The 21,960-nt window shown below is 45.2% G+C and carries 16 protein-coding genes; 12 read left to right on the top strand and 4 right to left on the bottom strand.

What is annotated here, in order from left to right:
• The first annotated feature begins 107 nt into the window (after nt 1-107).
• The 9 genes from ACXABW_RS09700 to ACXABW_RS09660 all read left to right on the top strand — a co-directional run bounded on the left by ACXABW_RS09700 (nt 108) and on the right by ACXABW_RS09660 (nt 11,786).
• Nucleotides 108-1,640, top strand: coding sequence for a DUF1254 domain-containing protein (locus ACXABW_RS09700; protein WP_457522422.1), 1,533 nt, complete (start codon nt 108-110; stop codon nt 1,638-1,640).
• Nucleotides 1,641-1,726: 86 nt separating this feature from the next.
• Nucleotides 1,727-2,722, top strand: coding sequence for a DUF1214 domain-containing protein (locus tag ACXABW_RS09695; protein ID WP_457522421.1), 996 nt, complete (start codon nt 1,727-1,729; stop codon nt 2,720-2,722).
• Nucleotides 2,723-3,484: 762 nt separating this feature from the next.
• Nucleotides 3,485-5,125: an ABC transporter substrate-binding protein gene (locus ACXABW_RS09690; protein ID WP_252027602.1), complete on the top strand. Its 1,641-nt coding sequence runs from the start codon at nt 3,485-3,487 to the stop codon at nt 5,123-5,125.
• A gap of 73 nt (nt 5,126-5,198) precedes the next feature.
• Nucleotides 5,199-6,119, top strand: coding sequence for an oligopeptide ABC transporter permease OppB (oppB, locus tag ACXABW_RS09685; protein ID WP_252027601.1), 921 nt, complete (start codon nt 5,199-5,201; stop codon nt 6,117-6,119).
• A 15-nt stretch (nt 6,120-6,134) separates the two neighbouring features.
• Nucleotides 6,135-7,037: an oligopeptide ABC transporter permease OppC gene (oppC, locus tag ACXABW_RS09680; protein WP_252027600.1), complete on the top strand. Its 903-nt coding sequence runs from the start codon at nt 6,135-6,137 to the stop codon at nt 7,035-7,037.
• Nucleotides 7,038-7,065: 28 nt separating this feature from the next.
• Complete coding sequence (gene oppD / locus ACXABW_RS09675; RefSeq protein ID WP_457522420.1) at nt 7,066-8,037, top strand: oligopeptide ABC transporter ATP-binding protein OppD; 972 nt, start codon at nt 7,066-7,068, stop codon at nt 8,035-8,037.
• Nucleotides 8,034-9,026, top strand: coding sequence for a murein tripeptide/oligopeptide ABC transporter ATP binding protein OppF (gene oppF, locus ACXABW_RS09670; protein ID WP_279348527.1), 993 nt, complete (start codon nt 8,034-8,036; stop codon nt 9,024-9,026). Before oppD ends, oppF begins: the two co-directional genes overlap by 4 nt.
• Nucleotides 9,027-9,290: 264 nt before the next feature.
• Nucleotides 9,291-10,664 (top strand): YjiH family protein, encoded by a 1,374-nt coding sequence (locus ACXABW_RS09665; RefSeq protein WP_457522419.1) that lies wholly within the window; start codon nt 9,291-9,293, stop codon nt 10,662-10,664.
• A 180-nt stretch (nt 10,665-10,844) separates the two neighbouring features.
• Nucleotides 10,845-11,786 (top strand): glutathione S-transferase family protein, encoded by a 942-nt coding sequence (locus tag ACXABW_RS09660; RefSeq protein ID WP_457522418.1) that lies wholly within the window; start codon nt 10,845-10,847, stop codon nt 11,784-11,786.
• A gap of 135 nt (nt 11,787-11,921) precedes the next feature.
• On the opposite strand, the gene pta is transcribed toward ACXABW_RS09660, so the two are convergent.
• Both pta and ACXABW_RS09650 read right to left on the bottom strand, forming a co-directional pair.
• Nucleotides 11,922-14,087, bottom strand: coding sequence for a phosphate acetyltransferase (gene pta, locus ACXABW_RS09655; RefSeq protein ID WP_457522416.1), 2,166 nt, complete (start codon nt 14,085-14,087; stop codon nt 11,922-11,924).
• Nucleotides 14,088-14,154: 67 nt separating this feature from the next.
• Nucleotides 14,155-15,351: an acetate kinase gene (locus ACXABW_RS09650; protein ID WP_252027595.1), complete on the bottom strand. Its 1,197-nt coding sequence runs from the start codon at nt 15,349-15,351 to the stop codon at nt 14,155-14,157.
• A 364-nt stretch (nt 15,352-15,715) separates the two neighbouring features.
• Between ACXABW_RS09650 and yfbV the strand changes: the two genes are divergently transcribed.
• On the top strand, nt 15,716-16,168 hold the full coding sequence (yfbV, locus tag ACXABW_RS09645) for a terminus macrodomain insulation protein YfbV (RefSeq protein WP_252027594.1): 453 nt from the start codon (nt 15,716-15,718) through the stop codon (nt 16,166-16,168).
• 73 nt (nt 16,169-16,241) lie between these two features.
• Here the strand turns inward: yfbV and ald are convergent, their stop codons facing one another.
• Entirely contained in the window at nt 16,242-17,366 is a 1,125-nt protein-coding gene (ald, locus tag ACXABW_RS09640; RefSeq protein WP_265688812.1) for an alanine dehydrogenase, read from the bottom strand.
• Between the two features lie 156 nt (nt 17,367-17,522).
• On the opposite strand from ald, the gene lrp reads away from it, so the two are divergent.
• Both lrp and ACXABW_RS09630 read left to right on the top strand, forming a co-directional pair.
• Nucleotides 17,523-18,017, top strand: coding sequence for a leucine-responsive transcriptional regulator Lrp (gene lrp / locus ACXABW_RS09635; RefSeq protein WP_017033863.1), 495 nt, complete (start codon nt 17,523-17,525; stop codon nt 18,015-18,017).
• A gap of 171 nt (nt 18,018-18,188) precedes the next feature.
• Nucleotides 18,189-21,218, top strand: coding sequence for a DNA translocase FtsK 4TM domain-containing protein (locus ACXABW_RS09630; protein WP_457522415.1), 3,030 nt, complete (start codon nt 18,189-18,191; stop codon nt 21,216-21,218).
• 215 nt (nt 21,219-21,433) lie between these two features.
• Here the strand turns inward: ACXABW_RS09630 and dsbB are convergent, their stop codons facing one another.
• Nucleotides 21,434-21,958, bottom strand: a complete 525-nt coding sequence (dsbB, locus tag ACXABW_RS09625; protein ID WP_252027591.1) for a disulfide bond formation protein DsbB — start codon at nt 21,956-21,958, stop codon at nt 21,434-21,436.
• Nucleotides 21,959-21,960: the final 2 nt, after the last annotated feature.

Raw genomic sequence — 21,960 nt, 5'->3', positions numbered from 1 at the left:
AATTATTCGTTTTGGTAATAATATACTATGATTATAAGTCGTTGGATGCAAATTGAGGCGTTGGGTATTCTTTGAACAAGTTACTTCACTGTGTTTAGGAGACCTTCGTGGTAAATAGCAAACTGAAACTTATTAGCTTGGCCGTTATTGGATGTATGTCTTTGAGTGCTAATGCACTAGCCAGCAATTCCGATCTTTCTTCTCATATCCCAAGCTCCATTGTTACGCCAAATCACGTCGAGTCAAAATACCTTGGCGAACTGAACTATGTCGATGGCGCTCCCTCTTTAGAAGCGTCTACGAAAGCGAGCGACTTTGTCGACACTGCCGACGCAGTGCGCGTCTTTCTATCGGGTATTCCTGTTGCGTCGATTCAGGGGCTACTTCAAGGGCATGAAAGCATAGGCATGAAGCCGAATCAGACCATTGGTATTTCGGAAGGCATGCTCAACGCAAATAGCATTTGGTTAACCGCGAATACAACTACGCCATATGTAACATCGGAAATTGACGTAAAGAATGGTCCAGTAGTGTTAGAGGTTGGCACACCTATATTGGGGCTGGTGGATAACGCGGCGTTTCAATTCACCTCGAGAGTGGGGGTAACACACCCCGAGGACCAAGGTAAAGGTGGTAAATATTTCTTCTACCATTCTTCATACCAAGGTGAACTTCCAGACGGTTACATTCACGTAAAAACAGACGGGTATCAGCATTGGCTATTAGTAAGAATCGTCACTACGCCGAACTCTGTTGAGCAAGATGTGCAAAAACTGAAAGAAACAATGAAGCTTTATCCATACGGCAAGAGCAACAACACGGAGTTCATCAATATTACCGATGTGAAATACAACACGGTTCACGCGATGAACGAAGAGTTTTATGACGAGATCAATACCTTAATTCAGTACGAACCGAGCGAAATTTTTGATCCAGAGTGGCTATCACTGGCTCAACGTTTAGGCATAGAAAAAGGTAAAGCGTTTAAACCTGATGCTCGTATGGCACGTATATTAGAAGAAGCCGCCAAGATCGCGACAGCTGAAGCGCGTAGTTTCTACTTTCATCCGGATGAATCCGTGAAAACGTATGATGATCGTCATTGGTTTACTCCACTCATCAATGGGCATGAATTCAAAGATGCAAGTGGTGTGATTAATGCTGACGACCGTGCCATGTTCCACTTTATGGCAACAGGGATTACGCCGGATATGGTGACGAAAAGTGTTGGTAAGGGTTCCGACTATTTACTTGCGACCCGTGATATCGAAGAAAACCTACTGGATGGTTCTAAGCATTACACGGTGACACTACCCGCAAATGTACCTGTGACTAAGTTTTGGTCGTTTATGGTTTATGACAACCAAACACGTTCAATGCTTGCCACAGACCAAGTAAGTGCTGGGCTTGACGGGTTGAACAAAAACGTTGTTAAAAACAAAGATGGTTCAATCACTGTCCACTTTGCACCTGAAGCGCCAGAAGGCCACGAAGGCCACGAAGGCCACGAAGGCCACGAAGGCAACTGGGTTCAAACTGTTGACGGCAAAGGCTACAACGTTATTTTCCGAGTATACGGACCTAAGCAGGAATGGTTCGATAAATCTTGGAAACCAAGTGACTTCGTAGAAGTGAAGTAATAACGAAAGTCCACGAATAACGTACCACCTAATTCAGCAGGTGGTACGTTACACATTATCTAGATTAACTACGTAAAGGTAATCTCATGTTAAAAAAGACACTAATCGCAGCTTCACTACTTACAGCTAGCATGCTTGCTTCTTCACCAATTCTGGCTGCGGACACTATCGAAATTACAGACCAAAACTACGCACATGCTGAAACAGCGCGTAACTACCGTAACTGGGTAGCGCTTGGAGCCAACCAACAAATTACTCATATGCGCAACTTGCCACCAAGAGGGAACAAAGCGCCAACCGTTCAAATGAATGATGACACGCTCTACTCAGTGGTGGTGGCTCAAACTATTGATGGTCGAGTCCAGTTCGACTTGCCAAAAACGGAGGTCTACTCTGCGGTTCAAGTGGTAACGGAAGGAGGTCACGGACAACATTATGTTGTGGGCGCTGGGCGTTATGATTTACCTGTAGAAACTGATTACGTGTTTTTGATTTACCGAACGGGTATGGAAAAAGGGTTGGATGTCGCGCGTCAAACACAAGATCTCTATCAGGATGACTCATTTAAGTTTGGCTCTTATACCATCCAGAACTATGACTACGATAAAGTAGAAGAGTGGACGGCACGCCTCACCGAAGAAACACAGGGTGAAGTGTTCGAATATACTTTCCCAAGAACATCGAACGAGATTACCGATCGTCATCAATGGAACTTGGAGAATGCCAACGGTTGGGGTGGTTCGTCGCCGGAAGTCGGTGTGGCAAACAAATATACTAACTCTGTCATGCTTGATGGAGGGAAATGCTTAACCACGACCTTTGACGATCCAAAATCGAAGTACTTCACATCAGTTACCGCTTATGACAATACACGCTACCTCATTGAGGGTGTCACCAATGTCAATTCGCATACTTGGTCAACAAATGCAGATGGGACAGTAACGGTATCATTCAACTGTGGCGAACAAGCGGTGAATAACATTGATACGAAAGGGCAGGACTTCAGTTTTACAATGCGCTATTACGGAGTAAGTCAGCCAGTCATGGATGGAAAGATATCTCCGGAAATGACGGTTAAGTAAATCACTAGTCGTTAGTCAGGCTCCTTCAAGGAGCTTTTTTATGTCCGCTGAACAGAGAGGGAGTGACTGCGCTGTGTCGATTCACTAGGTATTAATTGTGAGAAGTGTGTGACTACTTCAACTTTTGGCGGTTATCCGGTGTTGGTTAATCGAGGTGAGTCGGGCAAAAAGCGTTTAAATAACCATTCAGTGACGATCTTGTCGATATGTATAGGTGAGCATAGGCCAGTAGGATATTCTGCCGTATTCTATTAAATGCTGATATGGATTATTCACTCATTGTATGTGAATAAGCAGTCGATTAGGCGGATAAATTACTCTAATTTTTGATGATATTGGTTGGTGATTGCCTTCACAAATTGACAGCTCCGATAAGTCATTCATGAGTAATTATTAGACCTGTCATGTCGTAAATGTTAAATTCTTGGTTAGTTTCTAGCATAAGATGCTGCAAAAGTGTGTCATGTTAGATTATTTGGCACTAACCGCTAACTTGTAAGTTCTTTCTTACATTGTTTCACCATAATTTATCTTTTTGTTGGTGAATTCGATTGGTTTTGAGTGGTTATCGGAGAATTATAAGATTTTTTGCCGCGTTTTTATGGCAAATTACTTCGATGATTGCTAATGTGTGCCGCAATCTTTGTAAGGTTTTAGAGTTTTATGCTTAATTTTTGAGCTAAAAAAACCTAAATCACTGTCCGTTCTAGTGACCTTGCAGAGAAGTCATGGATGCAAAACATAAAACTTGGAGTTTAATGCATGTACAAGAATAAAATCACTCAAGCCCTACTTCTAGGGGCTGGTTTGGCAGTGGCTGCCACCTCTACAACAACTCTAGCAGCTGAAGTTCCAGCTGGTACTCAATTGGCAAAAGTTCAAGAACTCGTTCGTGGTAACGGTACTGAAGTTGCGTCTCTTGACCCACATAAAGTAGAAGGTGTGCCAGAATCACACGTGCTTCGTGACCTAATGGAAGGCCTAGTTATTCAAGATGGCCCAGGTAACACGATTCCAGGTGCGGCAGAATCTTGGACTACAGAAGACAACCAAACATTTACTTTCAAAATCCGTAAAGATGCAAAATGGTCTAACGGCGATCCTGTAACAGCGTACGACTTCGAATACAGCTTCAAGCGTGCAGCGGATCCAGCGACAGCTTCTCCATACGCTTGGTACATCGAATACACCAAGATGAAGAACGCGAAAGACATCATTGCAGGTAAGAAAGATGTAAGTGAGTTGGGTGTTAAAGCGGTTGATGACCACACACTTGTTCTAGAAACAGAAGTCCCACTACCTTACTTTGTTAAGATGATGGCACACACAACAATGTACCCAGTGCACAAAGCAACAGTTGAGAAATTCGGCAGCAACTGGACTAAGCCTGGTAACTTTGTTGGTAACGGTGCTTACGTACTGTCTGATTGGGTAGTAAACGAGAAGATCGTTCTTGAGCGTAACGAAAACTACTGGGATAACAAAGACACAGTTATCGACAAAGTAACGTTCCTACCTATCGAAAACCAAAACGCGGAAATGAACCGCTTCCTATCAGGTGAAATCCACCTGACTTACGAAGTGCCAAACGAGCAATTCCGCCGTCTAACGAAAGATTACGCAGATAACGTTGTGGTTTCACCAAACCTATGTACTTACTACTACGGTTTCAACACACAGCGTCCTCCATTCGACGATGTTCGCGTACGTAAAGCACTGTCTTACTCAATCGACCGCGACATCATCACCAAAGCGATTCTTGGCCAAGGTCAAAAACCAGCTTACGCACTGACTCACAGTGGTATCACAGGTTTTGCTCCTGAAACACCAGAATACGCAGCACTTTCACAGAAAGAGCGTATCGCTAAGGCGAAAGAACTGCTAGAAGAAGCGGGCTTTGGTCAAGGCAAACCACTTGATTTCACACTTCTTTACAACACTTCAGAGAACCACAAGAAAATCGCAGTAGCGGTTCAATCTATGTGGAAGAAATCTCTAGGTGGATTCGTAAACGTTAAGCTAGAAAACCAAGAGTGGAAAACGTACCTAGACAGCTCTAAGCAAGGCAACTTTGATGTTCGTCGTGCTGGCTGGTGTGCGGACTACAACGAAGCATCTACATTCCTAGCGATTGCTATGACTGAGAACGGTTCAAACGATCAGAAATACTCAAGCGACGTGTTCGACAAAGCGATGAACGACGCGGTTAAAGTGGCGAAGTCGGAAGACGAGCGTAACAAGTACTACGCAATTGCTGAAGCTCAGCTTGCGCAAGACATGCCTATCGCGCCAATTTACCAATACGTTCAGCCGCGTCTAGTGAGCACTGAACTAGGTGGTTACCCTGATCAAAACCCTCAGGACAATATCTACTCAAAAGATATGTACATCATTCAAAAATAATAGTTTGAAGTAGATAACAATGCGCCCGTAGCTTGCGCTATGGGTGCATTATTTTTTAGATGTGAGATGCATTATGTTGAAGTTAATTTTTACTCGTATTGTGGAAGCAATTCCAACCTTACTTGTCCTGATAACCGTTTCGTTTTTCCTTATGCGTTTTGCTCCAGGTAACCCATTTTCTTCTGAAAAAACTTTGCCGCCTGAAGTAATGCAGAATATCAATGAGAAATACGGCTTGGACAAGCCTCTTTTCGAACAATACACCACCTACTTAGGCAATATCTTGCAAGGTGATTTTGGTCCATCATTCAAATACAAAGACTACACAGTAAATGAGCTAGTGTCTGAAGCGCTGCCTGTATCAGCAAAAGTTGGCTTTTACGCGTTCATCTTTACCGTTGTGGTTGGTGTGGCCGTCGGGACGCTCGCCGCACTCAAACAGAATACGTGGCTCGACTATTCGGTGATGTCGACATCCATGATAGGGGTGGTATTGCCCTCCTTTGTTTTCTCCCCCGTTCTGATCTACATATTCTCAATCGGCCTGGGGTGGTTCCCAGCAGGTGGTTGGAATGGCGGTGCAATTGAATACATGGTGTTACCGGTTCTTGGTATGTCGTTCCTATACATTGCGACCTTTGCGCGTATCACGCGTGGTTCAATGATCGAAACTCTAAACAGTAACTTTATCCGCACCGCTCGCGCAAAAGGCTTGAGCTACCGTTACATCATTCTAAAGCATGCGCTGAAACCTGCGTTGCTACCTGTTGTGTCGTACATGGGCCCTGCATTCGTAGGTATCATTACCGGCTCTGTGGTTATCGAAACAATTTTTGGTTTACCAGGTATCGGTAAGCTGTTCGTTAACGCTGCATTCAACCGTGACTATTCGCTAGTAATGGGGATCACCATTCTAATTGGTTTCCTATTCATCCTTTTCAACGCTGTCGTTGATATCTTGCTAGCGCTGATTGATCCGAAAATCCGTTACTAACAGGGAAGTATCGTTATGTTAACGAAAAAAGAGAATCTAGAAGCGATCGAAAAGTTCTCAGAAAATCTTGAGATTGAAGGTCGTAGTTTATGGCAAGACGCCCGCATTCGCTTCATGCGTAACAAAGCGGCGATGGTGAGCTTGTTTATCCTTTTCATTATGACCTTGGCTGTTGTGTTTTTGCCAATGGTTGCGCCTTACACCTTCGACGATACTGACTGGTATGCGATGCACGTTGGGCCAAGCGCTGAGCACTGGTTTGGTACCGACAGCCTCGGGCGTGACCTTTACGTTCGTACCTTGATTGGCGGTCGAATTTCATTAATGGTGGGTATCCTAGGTGCCTTAGTAGCCGTTCTGATTGGTACGCTCTACGGTGCTACGTCTGGTTTTATTGGCGGTAAAGTTGACCGCTTGATGATGCGTGTATTGGAAATCCTTTATGCGGTACCATTCATGTTCCTGGTTATCGTATTGGTCACTTTCTTTGGCCGTAACATCATTCTTATCTTCGTGGCGATTGGTGCCATTGCTTGGCTCGATATGGCACGTATCGTACGTGGCCAAACGCTGAGCCTACGTAGCAAAGAGTTTATCGAAGCGGCACACGTGAGCGGTGTAAGCAAGTGGAAGATCATTACTCGCCACATTGTTCCAAACGTATTGGGTATTGTTGCGGTTTACTCAACGCTGCTTATCCCAAGCATGATTCTGACTGAATCCTTCCTTTCATTCCTTGGTCTAGGTGTTCAAGAGCCGATGACGAGTTGGGGTGCTCTACTGCAAGAAGGGTCACAAACGATGGAAATAGCTATTTGGCAATTGGCTTTCCCAGCAGCCTTTATGGTCGTGACTCTATTCTGCTTCAACTACGTTGGTGATGGCTTGCGCGATGCGCTTGACCCTAAAGACCGATAATTAAAGCTATAAAAATAAGGAAGCAATGATGAGTCTATTAGATGTCAAAGATCTGCGAGTCGAGTTCACCACTCAAGATGGTATCGTCACCGCGGTAAACGATTTGAACTTCTCTCTAAACCAAGGCGAAACCTTGGGTATTGTAGGGGAGTCGGGTTCGGGTAAATCTCAAACAGTATTCGCAATCATGGGCCTATTGGCTAAAAACGGTATTATTTCCGGCAGTGCGAAGTTTGAAGGTAATGAAATCCTGAACCTTCCAGAATATGCTTTAAACAAAGTCCGTGCTGAACAGATTGCGATGATCTTCCAAGATCCAATGACGTCACTTAACCCTTACATGAAGGTGAGTGACCAATTGATGGAAGTACTTATGCTGCATAAGGGCATGGGTAAAGCGGCAGCATTCGAAGAATCGGTCCGTATGCTTGAAGCGGTAAAGATTCCTGAAGCTCGCAAGCGTATTACTATGTATCCGCACGAATTCTCGGGCGGTATGCGTCAGCGTGTAATGATTGCAATGGCGCTGCTGTGTCGTCCTAAACTGCTGATTGCAGATGAGCCGACAACGGCATTGGATGTAACAGTTCAGGCTCAGATCATGGATCTACTGAATGAGCTTAAGCAAGAGTTCAATACAGCGATCATCATGATTACGCACGACTTAGGTGTTGTTGCGGGTTCATGTGACAAAGTATTGGTTATGTATGCAGGCCGAACGATGGAGTACGGTACGGTTGATGAAATCTTCTATCAGCCAAGCCACCCATATGCAGAGGGCCTACTGAAAGCGATTCCTCGCCTGGATACTGAAGGCGAAATTCTGCCAACAATTCCTGGTAACCCACCAAACTTACTTCGCTTACCACCTGGCTGCCCTTATCAAGAGCGTTGCCACCGTGTAACAGACCGTTGTAAGAGTGAAACGCCGATCCTGACTCCATTCGGAGACGGACGTCAGCGTGCATGTTTTTCTGATTGGGAGGCTTGGAAACGATGAGCATGAATAAATCTTTACTGCTGGATGTAAAAGATCTCAAAGTCCACTTTAGTATTGCGTCTAAATCTGCGTGGCCTTGGGCGAAACCTGCCAATCTTAAAGCGGTGGATGGCGTTAATGTTCGACTTTATGAAGGCGAAACATTGGGTGTAGTAGGTGAGTCGGGTTGTGGTAAGTCAACGTTCGCCCGTGCAATCATCGGCTTGGTGGAATCTACCGACGGTGAAGTTGTATGGCTCGGTCAAGACTTAACCAAGATGGAAGAAGTAAAACGTCGCGAAACTCGCAAAGAGATTCAGATGATCTTCCAAGACCCTCTAGCGTCACTTAACCCGCGTATGACGGTCGGCGATATCATTGCCGAACCTTTGGAAACCTTCTATCCAGAATTATCTAAAGACGAAGTGAAATCTCGCGTTAAAGAAATGATGGCGAAGGTAGGTTTGTTACCAAACGTGATTAACCGTTACCCGCATGAGTTTTCTGGTGGTCAGTGTCAGCGTATCGGTATTGCACGCGCGCTTATTCTAAAGCCGAAGATGATCATCTGTGACGAGCCAGTATCTGCATTGGATGTATCGATTCAAGCTCAGGTAGTGAACTTACTTAAAGAGCTACAGAAAGAGCTAGGTCTTAGCCTAGTGTTTATTGCCCACGACCTATCGGTGGTCAAGCATATTTCTGACCGTGTTCTGGTTATGTACTTGGGTAATGCGGTAGAGCTCGGTGAAGCCGAAGCACTGTTCGCCGACCCTAAGCATCCGTATACACGTGCACTGATGTCGGCGGTTCCGATCCCTGATCCGAACTTAGAGCGTAACAAGAAGATTGAAATGCTAGAAGGTGACTTACCGTCGCCAATCAGCCCTCCATCTGGTTGTGTGTTCCGTACTCGTTGTCCGCAAGCGACTGAAGCGTGTGCCCAAACTAAACCATCGATTCAAGGTTCCGATGTTCACGCGGTGTCTTGTTTACATGTAGAAGTGTAGTCACTACTCAAATGAAACCGCATAAAGCGCGCCAATCGGCGCGCTTTTTTATTTGTCTTGTCATCGGGATACATGCCGCTCAGATTTTGAATTCTACTCCAATCAATAGCTTATCGAGTTTTAGCTTTATATTTTGTATTTAAATGCTGTTTAAGTGAATAAATATACAAATTTTGCTTGTGTGTGATTTTTTTGTCGATATAATCTCGCAAAAGAAAAGTTATTCACTATATGTGAAATTTAAATCATCTAGGGAGTAGTCAGATGAGCGAAACAGTTCTTACCCAAGACAACCACAAAACGAGCCGGAATGTGCTGATGTTTGCCATTCCATCATTGCTTGGCTTGTTTTTCTTTCTTGCACCACTAACGATCGACGGAAACTTTACCTTTCTGTTAGCATTACTTGCTAAAGGTTTCAAAGGTATCCTTGGTGACGCAATTTTACCAACGGTAACAGCAGTTATTTGTTTTTCAGCAGTTGCTTCACTAGCTGCAACTTTATTCAAACCTGCATTTGTTCAAAACTCAGCATTGATGACCAGACTGTTTGTCCTGACGCCTGTCTGGCTAACCATCCGTGTGTTAGGCGCAGTATTTACGTTGGTTGCACTGCATCAAGTTGGTCCAGAAATGATCTGGAATGGCAACACAGGTGGCCTAGTTCTGAATGACCTTTTACCTTCGCTTTTTGTGACATTCTTTTTTGCAGGTCTTCTTCTTCCACTGCTTTTGAACTTTGGTCTATTAGAGTTACTTGGCACCATGCTGAGTAAATTCATGCGCCCAGTTTTCCGTCTACCAGGACGTGCGGCGATTGACTGTATGTCTTCATGGTTAGGTGACGGTACGGTAGGGGTTATTCTGACCAGTAAACAGTACGAAGACAAAAAGTACACTGCTCGTGAAGCGGCGGTCATTGCGACCATGTTCTCACCTGTAGGTATTTCATTCTCGCTGGTTGTGCTGACGCAAGTTGGCCTACAAAACTACTTTGTTCCATTCTACTTTGCGATTTGTTTGTCAGGCGTGTTTGCAGCTATGGTCATTCAATTCCTGCCACCTCTGTCTTACAAGAAAGACTTATACATCGATGGCACGAAACCAAACCGTGATGACGAGTTGGTACCTGAAGGTCAATCTACAATGGGCTTTGGTTTGAACCTTGCGCTGAAAAGAGCCAATCAAGTAAAAAGCTTGGGTTCAGTAGCAAAAGAAGGCATTCACAACGCACTCGATATGGTTCTGTCAGTGCTTCCTGTAGTAATGGCTGTGGGCACATTAGGCTTGGTTGTTGCAGAAACAACACCACTGTTCTCAATGCTAGGCGCGCCGTTTGTTCCGCTATTAGAAGCGTTGAACGTGCCGGATGCACAGGCAGCAGCGCAAACTATGTTGGTTGGCTTTACTGATATGTATGTGCCTTCAATCATAGCTGCATCAACAATCGATGCAGACATGACTAAGTTTGTTGTCGCTGCACTGTCGGTAACGCAGCTTATCTTCATGGCAGAGACGGGCTCAGTTATTCTTAGCAGTAAGGTGCCAATCAACTTCTTGGAACTGGTTGCCATCTTCCTACTACGTACGCTTGTAACATTGCCAATTATCGTAGTGATTGCACATTGGATTTTCTAATCACAGCGATGTAACAGTTAAAAAGCCTGCTTTGAATAAGCAGGCTTTTTTGATCAGGTATCTAGCTTACGCTGTACTTGTTCCAATTTTTCGAATAACAACGCCAATTTTTGCCCATTAAGCTCTGTTCTTCATTTCATATAATGAATGACATCAGAAGAGCTTAGCGAGGAAACAAGTATGGGTAAGTTAGTTGAAGGTGTATGGCATGACGTTTGGTACGATACTAAAACATCGGGTGGTAAATTCGTAAGAGAAGACGCAGGTTTTCGCAACTGGATAGAGAACTCACCAAACGCGACTTACAAGCCTGAGTCGGGGCGTTACCACCTCTATGTTTCCTTAGCTTGCCCATGGGCGCATCGTACTTTGGTGTTTCGCCAACTCAAAGGCTTAGCCGATCATATTGACGTTACCGTAGTATGCCCAGACATGATGGGCGAAGGCTGGGAAATGGGGCTTCCTGAGCCGTTATATGGTCATACACGCATGCATCAGATTTATACTCAAGCGAAGCGTGACTACACTGGCCGTGTTACTGTTCCTGTGCTGTGGGACAAGAAAACCGAGACTATCGTGAGTAACGAATCCTCCGAGATCATCCGTATGTTTAACTCAGCCTTTAACGAGTTAACGGGGAATCATGACGATTACTATCCTCAAGCATTGCAAGCTAAAGTAGATGAATGGAACGACTACATTTACCCACGGATCAATAACGGTGTTTATCGATGCGGCTTCGCGACCACACAGGAAGCCTACGAAGAAGCGTATGAACAGCTATTCGAAGCGCTTGATAAGGTAGATTCTCATTTAGCTACGAGCCGCTACTTAGTAGGCGATACAATCACAGAAGCTGATTGGCGTCTATTCACCACGTTAGTGCGCTTCGACGCGGTTTATGTTGGCCACTTCAAATGCAATAAAAAGCGCATTGCAGATTACCCAAATATTCAAGGCTACTTGAAAGAGCTTTATCAGGTTGAGGGTGTGAAAGAGACGACGGATTTTTATCATATTAAGCGTCACTATTACTTTAGTCATACTGGTATTAACCCAACTCAAGTTGTGCCAGTAGGGCCGGAGCTTGACCTAGATTCGCTGCATGGCCGCGATAAGTAAGTACTGCCTAACTTGTTTCTACCAGGTACAAAAAAGCCCTAGATTTAATCTAGGGCTTTTTATTACTAATTTACATCAGTGTTCCATATTAGGGCATCAAGCTTAGCCGCTCAATATGGTTATCGCTAAGAGAAATTAGTTAACGACTTTCTCTTCTGCTTTTTCAGCTTGGTCTGCTTGGATAGCGGTTAGAGCAACGGTGTAAACGATGTCGTCGACTAGAGCGCCGCGTGACAGGTCGTTTACTGGCTTACGCATACCTTGAAGCATTGGACCGATAGATACTAGATCTGCGCTGCGCTGCACTGCTTTGTAAGTCGTGTTACCCGTGTTTAGGTCTGGGAATACGAATACTGTCGCTTTACCTGCTACTGGAGAATTAGGAGCTTTAGAAGCCGCAACGTTTTCCATGATAGCCGCGTCGTACTGAAGAGGACCGTCGATAACAAGATCTGGACGTTTCTCTTGAGCAATCTTAGTTGCTTCACGTACTTTATCTACGTCTGCACCTTTACCTGATTCACCAGTAGAGTATGAGATCATAGCAACGCGAGGGTCGATACCAAACGCAGTTGCAGAATCTGCAGATTGAATAGCGATTTCTGCAAGTTGCTCTGCTGTTGGATCTGGGTTGATTGCACAGTCACCGTAAACCAATACTTGATCAGGCAGTAGCATGAAGAAGATTGAAGATACGATAGACGCATCAGGTGCAGTCTTAATGATCTGGAATGGAGGAACGATAGTGTTCGCTGTTGTGTGTACCGCACCAGAAACTAGGCCGTCTACTTCGCCAGCTTCTAGCATCATAGTGCCTAGGAATACTGAGTCTTCTAGTTTTTCACGAGCAACGACTTCAGTCATACCTTTCGCGCCGCGTAGTTCAACTAGGCGAGCTACGTAGTTTTCACGAACTGAATCTGAATCGATGATCTCAACACCCGCGCCTAGTTCAACACCTTGTTGTGCTGCAACGCGACGGATTTCATCTGGGTTACCTAGAAGTACACAAGTTGCGATACCGCGTTCAGCACAGATAGACGCAGCTTTTACGGTACGTGGCTCATCACCTTCAGGAAGAACGATACGCTTGCCTGCACGACGAGCAAACTCAGTTAACTGGTAACGGAACGCTGGTGGACTTAGACGGCGAATACCTTGAGTACCTTCAGATAGTGAGTCGATCCAAGGGCCATCGATGTGGCTTGCAACGTGGTCATTTACAAACTCGATACGCTCTTTATCGTCTGCAGGAACTTCTAGGTTGAAGCTTTGCAGGTTAAGAGAGGTTTGCCATGTGTTGCCTTGAGCTTTGAAGATAGGAAGACCTGTTTCAAAAGCAGGCTTACATAGGTCAACGATTTGCTCTGGAATGTCGTAGCCGCCAGTCAGTAGGATCGCACCGATCTCTACACCGTTTTTAGCTGCTAGTGCTGCTGCAACGATTACGTCTGGGCGGTCTGCTGAAGTTACTAGCAATGAACCTGGCTTAAAGTGCTCAATCATGTGCGGTAGAGAACGTGCACAGAAAGTGATGCTCTTAATACGACGAGATTCGATTTCACCTTTGTTTACGATTTCCGCATCAAGGTGTTTAGCCATATCGATTGCACGAGTTGCAATTAGGTCGATGCTCCATGGCACACAACCAAGAACACGGATAGGGCTAGAGTTGAAGATTTGCATTATTTCAAGGTTTGCTTGCTGAGCGCTGTCTGCATCATCGAAGATTTCAGATAGGTCAGGGCGCGTACGGCCAGCATCATCGACAGGTGCGTTTAGCTTGTTGATGATTACGCCTTTGATGTTCTTGTTCTTGGTACCACCAAAGTTAGAACATGCAACCTCAATACGCTCTTTCAGTTGAGCTGGGTTGTCTGTGCCTGGAGTCGCTACAAATACGATTTCAGCGCCAAGTGTTTTCGCAATTTCCGCGTTCACCTGGTTTGCAAATGGGTGCTTACGAGTAGGTACTAAGCCTTCAATTAGCGTTACTTCTGCTTCTTTGTTGATTTTGTTGTATTGCTCAACAACAGACTCAAGAAGTACATCCATTTTCTCACTACCGATCAGAGTTTCAGCAGTGGTCATTGGAGTTGGTTCACCAACGATGATGTCGCTGTTTGCAGCAATGATCGTTGATGTTAAATCTGGTTGGTTTGCACCGCTACGAGGCTGTGCGATTGGCTTGTAGAACGAGACTTTAACGCCTTTACGTTCCATAGCGCGTAGAACACCCATGCTAACACTAGTTAGACCAACGCCTGCGCTGGTAGGGATAAGCATAATAGTACGGGACATTAGGAGAGTACCTTTGACTATATGGATATAAAAAAACTGGCTAGCGAGAAGCTAGCCAGAAAATTCATTAAAGACCAGCTAGACGAGCTGTGTCTTCTGCAATAACAAGTTCTTCGTTAGTAGAAACAACCATTGCAGGGATGCGGCTGTCTGCAGAAGTGATAGTGCCTTCGCCGCCGAAACGTGCTTTAAGGTTTGCTTCGCCATCAACTTCGATACCGAATACACCTAGACGGTTAAGAACCATTTCACGGATTGGCGCAGAGTTTTCACCGATACCGCCAGTGAATACGATAGCGTCTAGACGACCTTCTAGAGTTGCAGTGTAACCAGCAACGTATTTCGCTAGGCGGTGGCAGAATACATCCATCGCGCGAGTTGCTTCTTCTTTGTCACCGTAGTTGTCTTCAACGAAACGACAGTCAGAAGTCACTTCAGTCAGACCTTGTAGGCCAGACTCTTTAGTTAGCATAGTGTTGATTTTCTCAACTGAGTAACCTAGAGCATCGTGTAGGTGGAAGATGATCGCAGGATCGATGTCACCACAACGAGTACCCATTACTAGACCTTCTAGTGGCGTTAGACCCATTGAAGTATCTACAGACTTACCGTTTTTGATTGCACATACAGATGCGCCGTTACCTAGGTGACAGTTGATGATGTTTAGTTCATCAGCAGGTTTGCCTAGACGCTCAGCAGTTTCGCGAGCGATGAATAGGTGAGAAGTACCGTGCATGCCGTAACGACGGATGCCGTGCTCTTTGTATAGGTTGTACGGTAGAGCGTATAGGTAAGCTTCTTGAGGCATTGTTTGGTGGTAAGCCGTGTCGAATACTGCAGACATTGGTAGGCCAGGGAACGCTTTTTGAGCCGCTTTGATACCGATGATTGCTGCAGGGTTGTGAAGAGGTGCTAGAGTTGCACAGTCTTCGATGCCTTTAAGTACGTCGTCTGTGATTAGAGCTGACTGAGTGAATTTCTCGCCGCCGTGTACAACGCGGTGACCAACAGCTTTTAGTTGCTCTGCTAGTTCAGGCTTAGACGCAAGAATAGTTTCAACGATGAAAGATAGTGCTTCGTCGTGTGCTGCACCGTCGCCTAGCTGTGCTTCGTGTTTACCATCAAGTTTCCACTTGATGCGAGCTTCTGGAAGGTGAAGACATTCAGCAAGACCTGTTAGGTGCTCTTCGCCATTTGCTGCATCAACAATAGCGAATTTAAGAGAAGAACTACCGCAGTTTAAAACTAAAACTAGCTTAGACATGTGTGACTACCTGTTATTCGTCTGACAATTTATCAGTTAAGGATGAAAATCAATCTCAAGAATAGTTCAACTCTTTGCGAGTGCGCACTAATCTTGGTCAAAAAAAACTTCAATTTCCGTATAGTGAGACGTCGCTTTACCATGAAAGCAACTTATGCAATCCTTGCAGATGGTCATCGCAAAGTTGCCTTAATTGTAAATAACAGCAACAATGAGATTGAGGGTGCGCAAAGGATAGCGATAATAGGCAAATATAACAAAAAAAATTTGAAAGAATATTAACTTTCGTCAATTTTTTACGCGATAAGTTGAAAAGTTCAACTAATTTTTAGCGCTGAGCCCGCTTTGATAGTGAGAGTGTCATATGAATAATAAAGTCGGATTAGTCCACAGCTTAAAAGATGGTCAGAAATATATGGATATTTGGCCGATGCGCAAAGAGCTCAACATGCTCTTTCCTGAGCAGCGAGTGATAAAAGCAACCCGCTTTGCGATTAAAGTCATGCCGGCCATTGCAGCAATTAGTATCCTGACTCAAATGGCGTTCCAAAACCAACAAGCAATGCCTCAAGCTGTAGTTATTGCGCTATTTGCTATTAGTTTGCCACTTCAAGGCATCTGGTGGTTAGGTAATCGCGCTAATACTCAACTACCTCCGGCATTAGCAGGCTGGTACAGAGAGTTGTACCAAAAGATCACTGAAAGTGGGTTTGCCTTAGAGCCAATCAAATCTAAACCGCGTTATAAAGAGCTAGCGGTGATCCTTAACAGAGCGTTTAGGCAACTAGATAAAACCGCTTTAGAGCGTTGGTTTTAAACTCAATATTCAAAACAATCAAATAAAAAAGCGCCCATCATTGATGGGCGCTTTTTTGTCTATTCATTCAACATTAGTTGAACATTGCGATAGCGTCTGCTGGAGCGATGTACTCTAGGTCGAAGCTTTCAGCCACTTCTTTACAAGTCACTTTACCGTGAATGACATTTAGACCTTCTAGGAAGCCGTTATCTTCTAGAAGTGCTTCGCGGTAGCCTTTGTTCGCTAACTTAACAATGTAAGGCAGTGTTGCGTTGTTAAGCGCGAATGTTGATGTACGAGCAACTGCACCAGGCATGTTAGCCACACAGTAGTGAACAACGTCATCAACGATGTAAGTCGGTTCTGCGTGAGTCGTTGCGTGAGAAGTCTCGAAACAACCGCCTTGGTCGATCGCTACGTCTACAACCGCTGCGCCAGGCTTCATCTTAGCGATGTGCTCTTTAGTCACTAGTTTAGGCGCTGCTGCACCTGGAATTAGAACCGCACCGATCACTAGGTCAGCTTCTAGAACATGCTTCTCAATAGCGTCTTCTGTAGAATAAACCACTTTTGCGCGACCTTGGAATTCTTCATCTAGGCGACGAAGAGTATCAACGTTACGGTCTAGGATAGTTACGTCCGCGCGTAGACCAACTGCCATGCGTGCAGCGTTTGCACCCACTACACCACCACCAACAACAACAACTTTTGCTGGCTCAACACCTGGTACACCACCAAGAAGAAGACCACGTCCACCGTGAGATTTCTCTAAAGTTTGTGCACCTGCTTGGATAGACATGCGACCTGCTACCTCAGACATTGGTGCTAATAGTGGCAAGCGACCCATATTATCTGTTACAGTCTCATATGCTATGCAGACAGCTTTGCTCTTGATTAGCTCTTCAGTTTGTGGAAAATCTGGTGCTAGGTGCAAATAAGTAAATAAAATTTGCCCTTCTTTGAGCATAGCTCGTTCGACAGCTTGAGGTTCTTTAACCTTTACAATCATTTCTGCTTTGGCAAAAACGTCAGCAGCGGTAGGAAGAATGGATGCGCCTACAGCGATGTAATCATCGTCTGAAAAACCGATACCAGTACCGGCGTTGGTTTCAACATAAACTTGGTGACCGTGTGAGATTAGCTCTCTAACACTTGCCGGGATCATGCCCACTCTGTATTCGTGGTTCTTGATTTCCTTAGGTACGCCAATGATCATCCTGACTCCTTATTTAATTTTGGTTGTATTATCTGTGTGTAGGGTAATTCTGTCGAATTAATATCTAGTATAGACAGTAGTAAGTAAAATTTGATACTGAATATTAAAAAGTTGTAGTATATTTTTTTGCAAGGAAGTAATAAGGTGGAATAAAAAATGGCAGACAACTACAAAAAGCCGTCCAAGGATCTAGACCGTATCGATCGCAACATTCTTAACGAGTTGCAGAAAGATGGTCGAATTTCTAACGTTGAGCTCTCAAAACGTGTTGGACTTTCTCCAACTCCGTGTTTAGAGCGTGTGCGTCGCTTAGAGCGACAAGGATATATCACAGGCTATACGGCTCTTTTGAATCCGCAGTACCTTGATGCATCATTACTCGTATTCGTAGAAATCACTCTTAACCGTGGTGCTCCAGATGTATTTGAGCAGTTCAACACAGCGGTACAGAAGCTAGATGATATCCAAGAATGTCATTTGGTTTCGGGTGACTTCGACTATCTTCTTAAAACACGCGTATCAGATATGAGCGCTTACCGTAAGCTACTTGGCGATACGCTACTTCGCCTTCCGGGTGTAAATGACACTCGTACCTACGTAGTTATGGAAGAAGTAAAACAAACCAACCAGTTAGTGATTAAAACTCGCTAGTTGCCTAAAGGTCGGGAAATGATGGAACTCTTTTCCATATTCTGACTTTCTGCAATTGGGTTTTAACCCTTAATATGGTTAAATCTTTCTGAGCGGCTTATGCCGCTCAGATTGTTTTCACACCACCAAAACTCCTACGAGGGTTGGTCTTAATTAAAATCAAGTTGGTTTATGTTCAGAGAGAACAAAAAGAAAGTCGCGACTATTATCAAAACGGGTGAAGAGCCTCAGTCTTCTCGTTTAAATGGATCACAACGTCTTCGAGAGTGCGGCCTAATTCTGGCGGTACTTTTCTCAATCCTACTCGCCGTTGCGCTGGTAACCTTTAGCCCTGCTGATCCTTCGTGGTCACAAACCGCATGGGGCAGTGATATCCAAAATGCTGGCGGCACTTTAGGCGCGTGGATTGCTGACACACTGTTTTTCGTGTTCGGTTCTTTAGCGTACCCAATACCTATCATTCTCACTGCGACCGCTTGGATTTTCTTACGAACTAGAGGGGAAGATGAGCCTCTAGATCTTACGCTGTGGGGCACAAGATTACTTGGCCTTGTGGTTTTGGTGCTTACAAGCTGTGGTTTAGCTGACATTAATTTCGACGATATTTGGTATTTCTCGTCAGGCGGTGTTATCGGTGATGTACTAACCAGTCTCGCTCTACCGACATTAAATGTGCTAGGCACCACTCTCGTTCTTCTTTTCTTATGGGGGGCGGGTTTTACTCTGCTTACTGGAATTTCATGGTTGGCTATCGTCGAGTGGCTAGGTGAACGCACAATCCATGCTGCAGGCTTACTAATGAATCGCATCCGTGGAGATAAAGAAGAAACTCTGGCACCGGATTTGTCTGAATACGTACCTACCTCGAGTAAAGAAGAAAGACGTGATTTTGATTCTGTCACTATGTCTGATGCTCTACCTACTGAGCCTGAAGTCGAAGAGCACGTGCCAGAAAGACGCTTCAATATCCATATGCCTGAAACGGCAGTTGCCGCGAGCGCTACAGCCGTATCAGTGGCATCTGAGCCAGTAAGTGCTCAGCCAGAGCAGCCGATGTACCACTATGATGAGACCGAGCAAGAACGTGAACGTCCATTGACGGCAACCATAGAAGAATTAGAAATGGCGGCGGCGGATGCCAATGATCTTGCGCCTAAAGAAGAAGTGCTTGCGGCTGCCGTTGTATCACCGGCAGCTATCGAAAGCCCAATTCAACAAACTGGTGTCGCTGAAGCTGACACTATGCCTTGGCAAGTTGAAAGCAATGCAAGCACACCAGAGCTTTCAGAACCTGCATTCGAGCCTATGGTAGAAACCGCTGCAGATCCTGCAGTTGAAGCAGTAGATGAACAATCAATTACTGAACCAGTGATCAATGATCAGCAGTTTGAACGTATTGCAGAAGATGTAGAACCTGATCCGCTACATATTGAGCCGACTATCTCGACATTTGATGTTGCAGAGCAAGAAGAGGCGGAACTGACTTCTCATGAATTTGAGTCTGAGCCAGAACAGCTGCCGGTAGAAGATGAAGCGCCAGTGGCAGAATTGATGCCCGCTGAGGAAGTTGTGCAAGAAGACGTTGAGCCAGACGATGAAGATGTGGCTGCGTTCCAAGATATGGTTTCAGAAGCGCAGGCAAATGTTGCTGCTCAACAAAACCCATTCCTAGTCCAGCAAGACGTCAATTTGCCTAAGCCGGCAGAACCAATGCCGACGTTAGAGTTACTCTACCACCCTGAAAAGCGTGAAAACTTTATCGACCGAGAGGCATTAGAAAATATCGCGCGTTTGGTTGAAGCTAAATTGGCGGACTACAAGATCAAGGCTGAAGTGGTAGATATATTCCCTGGTCCAGTCATTACTCGTTTTGAACTTGATCTGGCACCTGGTGTTAAGGTCAGCCGTATTTCCGGTCTTTCTATGGACTTGGCACGCTCACTGTCTGCGATGGCGGTTCGTGTTGTAGAAGTGATCCCGGGTAAACCTTATGTTGGCCTTGAGCTGCCAAATATGAGCCGACAAACGGTTTATTTCTCTGATGTTGTGGGTAGCCAGCAGTTTATTGAAGCGAAGTCACCAACGACGGTAGTGCTTGGTCAGGACATCGCTGGTGAAGCCGTGATTGCCGATCTCTCTAAGATGCCACACGTATTAGTAGCCGGTACTACGGGCTCTGGTAAGTCGGTGGGTGTGAACGTAATGATTCTAAGTATGCTGTACAAAGCAACGCCAGAAGAAGTGCGTTTCATCATGATCGACCCGAAAATGCTAGAGCTTTCTGTTTATGAAGGTATTCCGCATCTTCTGTCTGAAGTCGTTACCGATATGAAAGATGCATCAAACGCGCTGCGTTGGTGTGTGGGTGAAATGGAACGTCGTTACAAGCTGATGTCTGCACTAGGCGTTCGTAATATTAAGGGCTTCAACGATAAGCTGAAAATGGCAGCGGAAGCGGGCCATCCAATTCACGATCCTTTATGGCGTGATGGTGACAGCATGGATCCTGAGCCTCCATTGCTTGAAAACTTGCCGTATATCGTAGTTATTGTCGATGAGTTTGCCGACTTGATGATGGTTGTAGGTAAGAAAGTCGAAGAGCTTATCGCTCGGTTGGCGCAGAAAGCACGTGCAGCGGGTATCCATTTGATTCTTGCCACTCAACGCCCTTCTGTGGATGTCATTACAGGTCTAATTAAAGCCAACATTCCAACACGTGTGGCGTTTACGGTTTCAACGAAAACTGACTCGCGTACGATTCTAGACCAAGGGGGCGCAGAGTCGCTGTTGGGTATGGGTGATATGCTTTACTTACCGCCAGGCTCTAGTCATACAGTGCGTGTGCACGGTGCGTTTGCATCCGATGATGATGTTCATGCCGTGGTCAATAATTGGAAAGCGCGAGGCAAACCAAACTATATTGATGAGATCACTAATGGCGACCAAGGCCCAGAAGCACTACTTCCGGGTGAAAAGCCAGAAGGTGAGGAAGACATGGATCCACTGTTTGACCAAGTGGTTGAGCATGTTGTGCAGTCTCGTCGAGGATCTGTTTCAGGGGTTCAACGTCGATTTAAGATTGGTTATAACCGAGCTGCACGCATTGTTGAGCAACTTGAAGCACAAGGTATTGTTAGTGCACCAGGCCATAATGGTAACCGAGAGGTTCTTGCTCCGGCTCCTGGTCGTGAGATGAACTAGTCAATTAGGCCGTGATCATGATTGAAGCGCAAGCTATTACAGCTTGCGTTTTTTTTGTGTGCTCGCTGGCTAACATCGGTATCTTTGCAAATGAAAAATTGCGATCGGTATGGATGATACGGAGTCGAAATAGTGACTGAGGGTAGGCTAGAAGGTGCTGGTGGAACAGAAAGTAACGTATGAAAAAGGGCAATCGCGAGATTGCCCTTTGGAGATTACGCTTTCTCAGGTTTTACAAACTGAGAGATAACAACTGCGGCTAGAACAACAAGGTTCGCGGCAAAGATGACAACTAACCATTGCGGCATAGAAAGCGTTAAGAATTGCCAAACCACTTTGCTACAGTCGCCATAAGCTTCGAACATCCACGGTGCCCATTGGTTTAATGGCGCCCAGCTTGGGAACGTCACGAACAGGTCACATGTCGCGAATGGTGATGGATTGAATTGGTAGTCCACATGTTGGAGCGCAAGCTGAAGCCCTTTATACGAAGAGGCTCCCCAAGCCGCAAGGCCCAACCAACGTACGAATGGATTATTCGGAGAAGTCAGGCCGATGAGAGCCGCGCCACCCACACCAAGTAAAGCAACACGCTCATAAATACACATGACACATGGTGGTAAAAGCATGACGTGTTGGAAGAATAGGGCACATGCTTCAAAGAAGACGACTACAAGTAATAGCAGCAGCCAAGATAGGCGACTTCTTGAGAAGGTGTTGAGTAAAGAGAGAAGCTTCACAA

It is taken from the genome of Vibrio paucivorans (assembly GCF_054053395.1).
Note: the sequence above shows the minus strand (reverse complement) of the source record. Positions and strands in the feature narration are given on the sequence as shown.

Coding starts and splice junctions, on each gene's coding strand:
- ACXABW_RS09690 (WP_252027602.1), top strand. CDS start 3,485: ATGTACAAGAATAAAATCACTCAAGCCCTACTTCTAGGGGCTGGTTTG.
- oppD (WP_457522420.1), top strand. CDS start 7,066: ATGAGTCTATTAGATGTCAAAGATCTGCGAGTCGAGTTCACCACTCAA.
- ACXABW_RS09665 (WP_457522419.1), top strand. CDS start 9,291: ATGAGCGAAACAGTTCTTACCCAAGACAACCACAAAACGAGCCGGAAT.
- ald (WP_265688812.1), bottom strand. CDS start 17,366: ATGATCATTGGCGTACCTAAGGAAATCAAGAACCACGAATACAGAGTG.
- lrp (WP_017033863.1), top strand. CDS start 17,523: ATGGCAGACAACTACAAAAAGCCGTCCAAGGATCTAGACCGTATCGAT.
- ACXABW_RS09630 (WP_457522415.1), top strand. CDS start 18,189: ATGTTCAGAGAGAACAAAAAGAAAGTCGCGACTATTATCAAAACGGGT.
- oppF (WP_279348527.1), top strand. CDS start 8,034: ATGAGCATGAATAAATCTTTACTGCTGGATGTAAAAGATCTCAAAGTC.
- ACXABW_RS09660 (WP_457522418.1), top strand. CDS start 10,845: ATGGGTAAGTTAGTTGAAGGTGTATGGCATGACGTTTGGTACGATACT.
- oppC (WP_252027600.1), top strand. CDS start 6,135: ATGTTAACGAAAAAAGAGAATCTAGAAGCGATCGAAAAGTTCTCAGAA.
- ACXABW_RS09650 (WP_252027595.1), bottom strand. CDS start 15,351: ATGTCTAAGCTAGTTTTAGTTTTAAACTGCGGTAGTTCTTCTCTTAAA.
- oppB (WP_252027601.1), top strand. CDS start 5,199: ATGTTGAAGTTAATTTTTACTCGTATTGTGGAAGCAATTCCAACCTTA.
- pta (WP_457522416.1), bottom strand. CDS start 14,087: ATGTCCCGTACTATTATGCTTATCCCTACCAGCGCAGGCGTTGGTCTA.
- ACXABW_RS09695 (WP_457522421.1), top strand. CDS start 1,727: ATGTTAAAAAAGACACTAATCGCAGCTTCACTACTTACAGCTAGCATG.
- yfbV (WP_252027594.1), top strand. CDS start 15,716: ATGAATAATAAAGTCGGATTAGTCCACAGCTTAAAAGATGGTCAGAAA.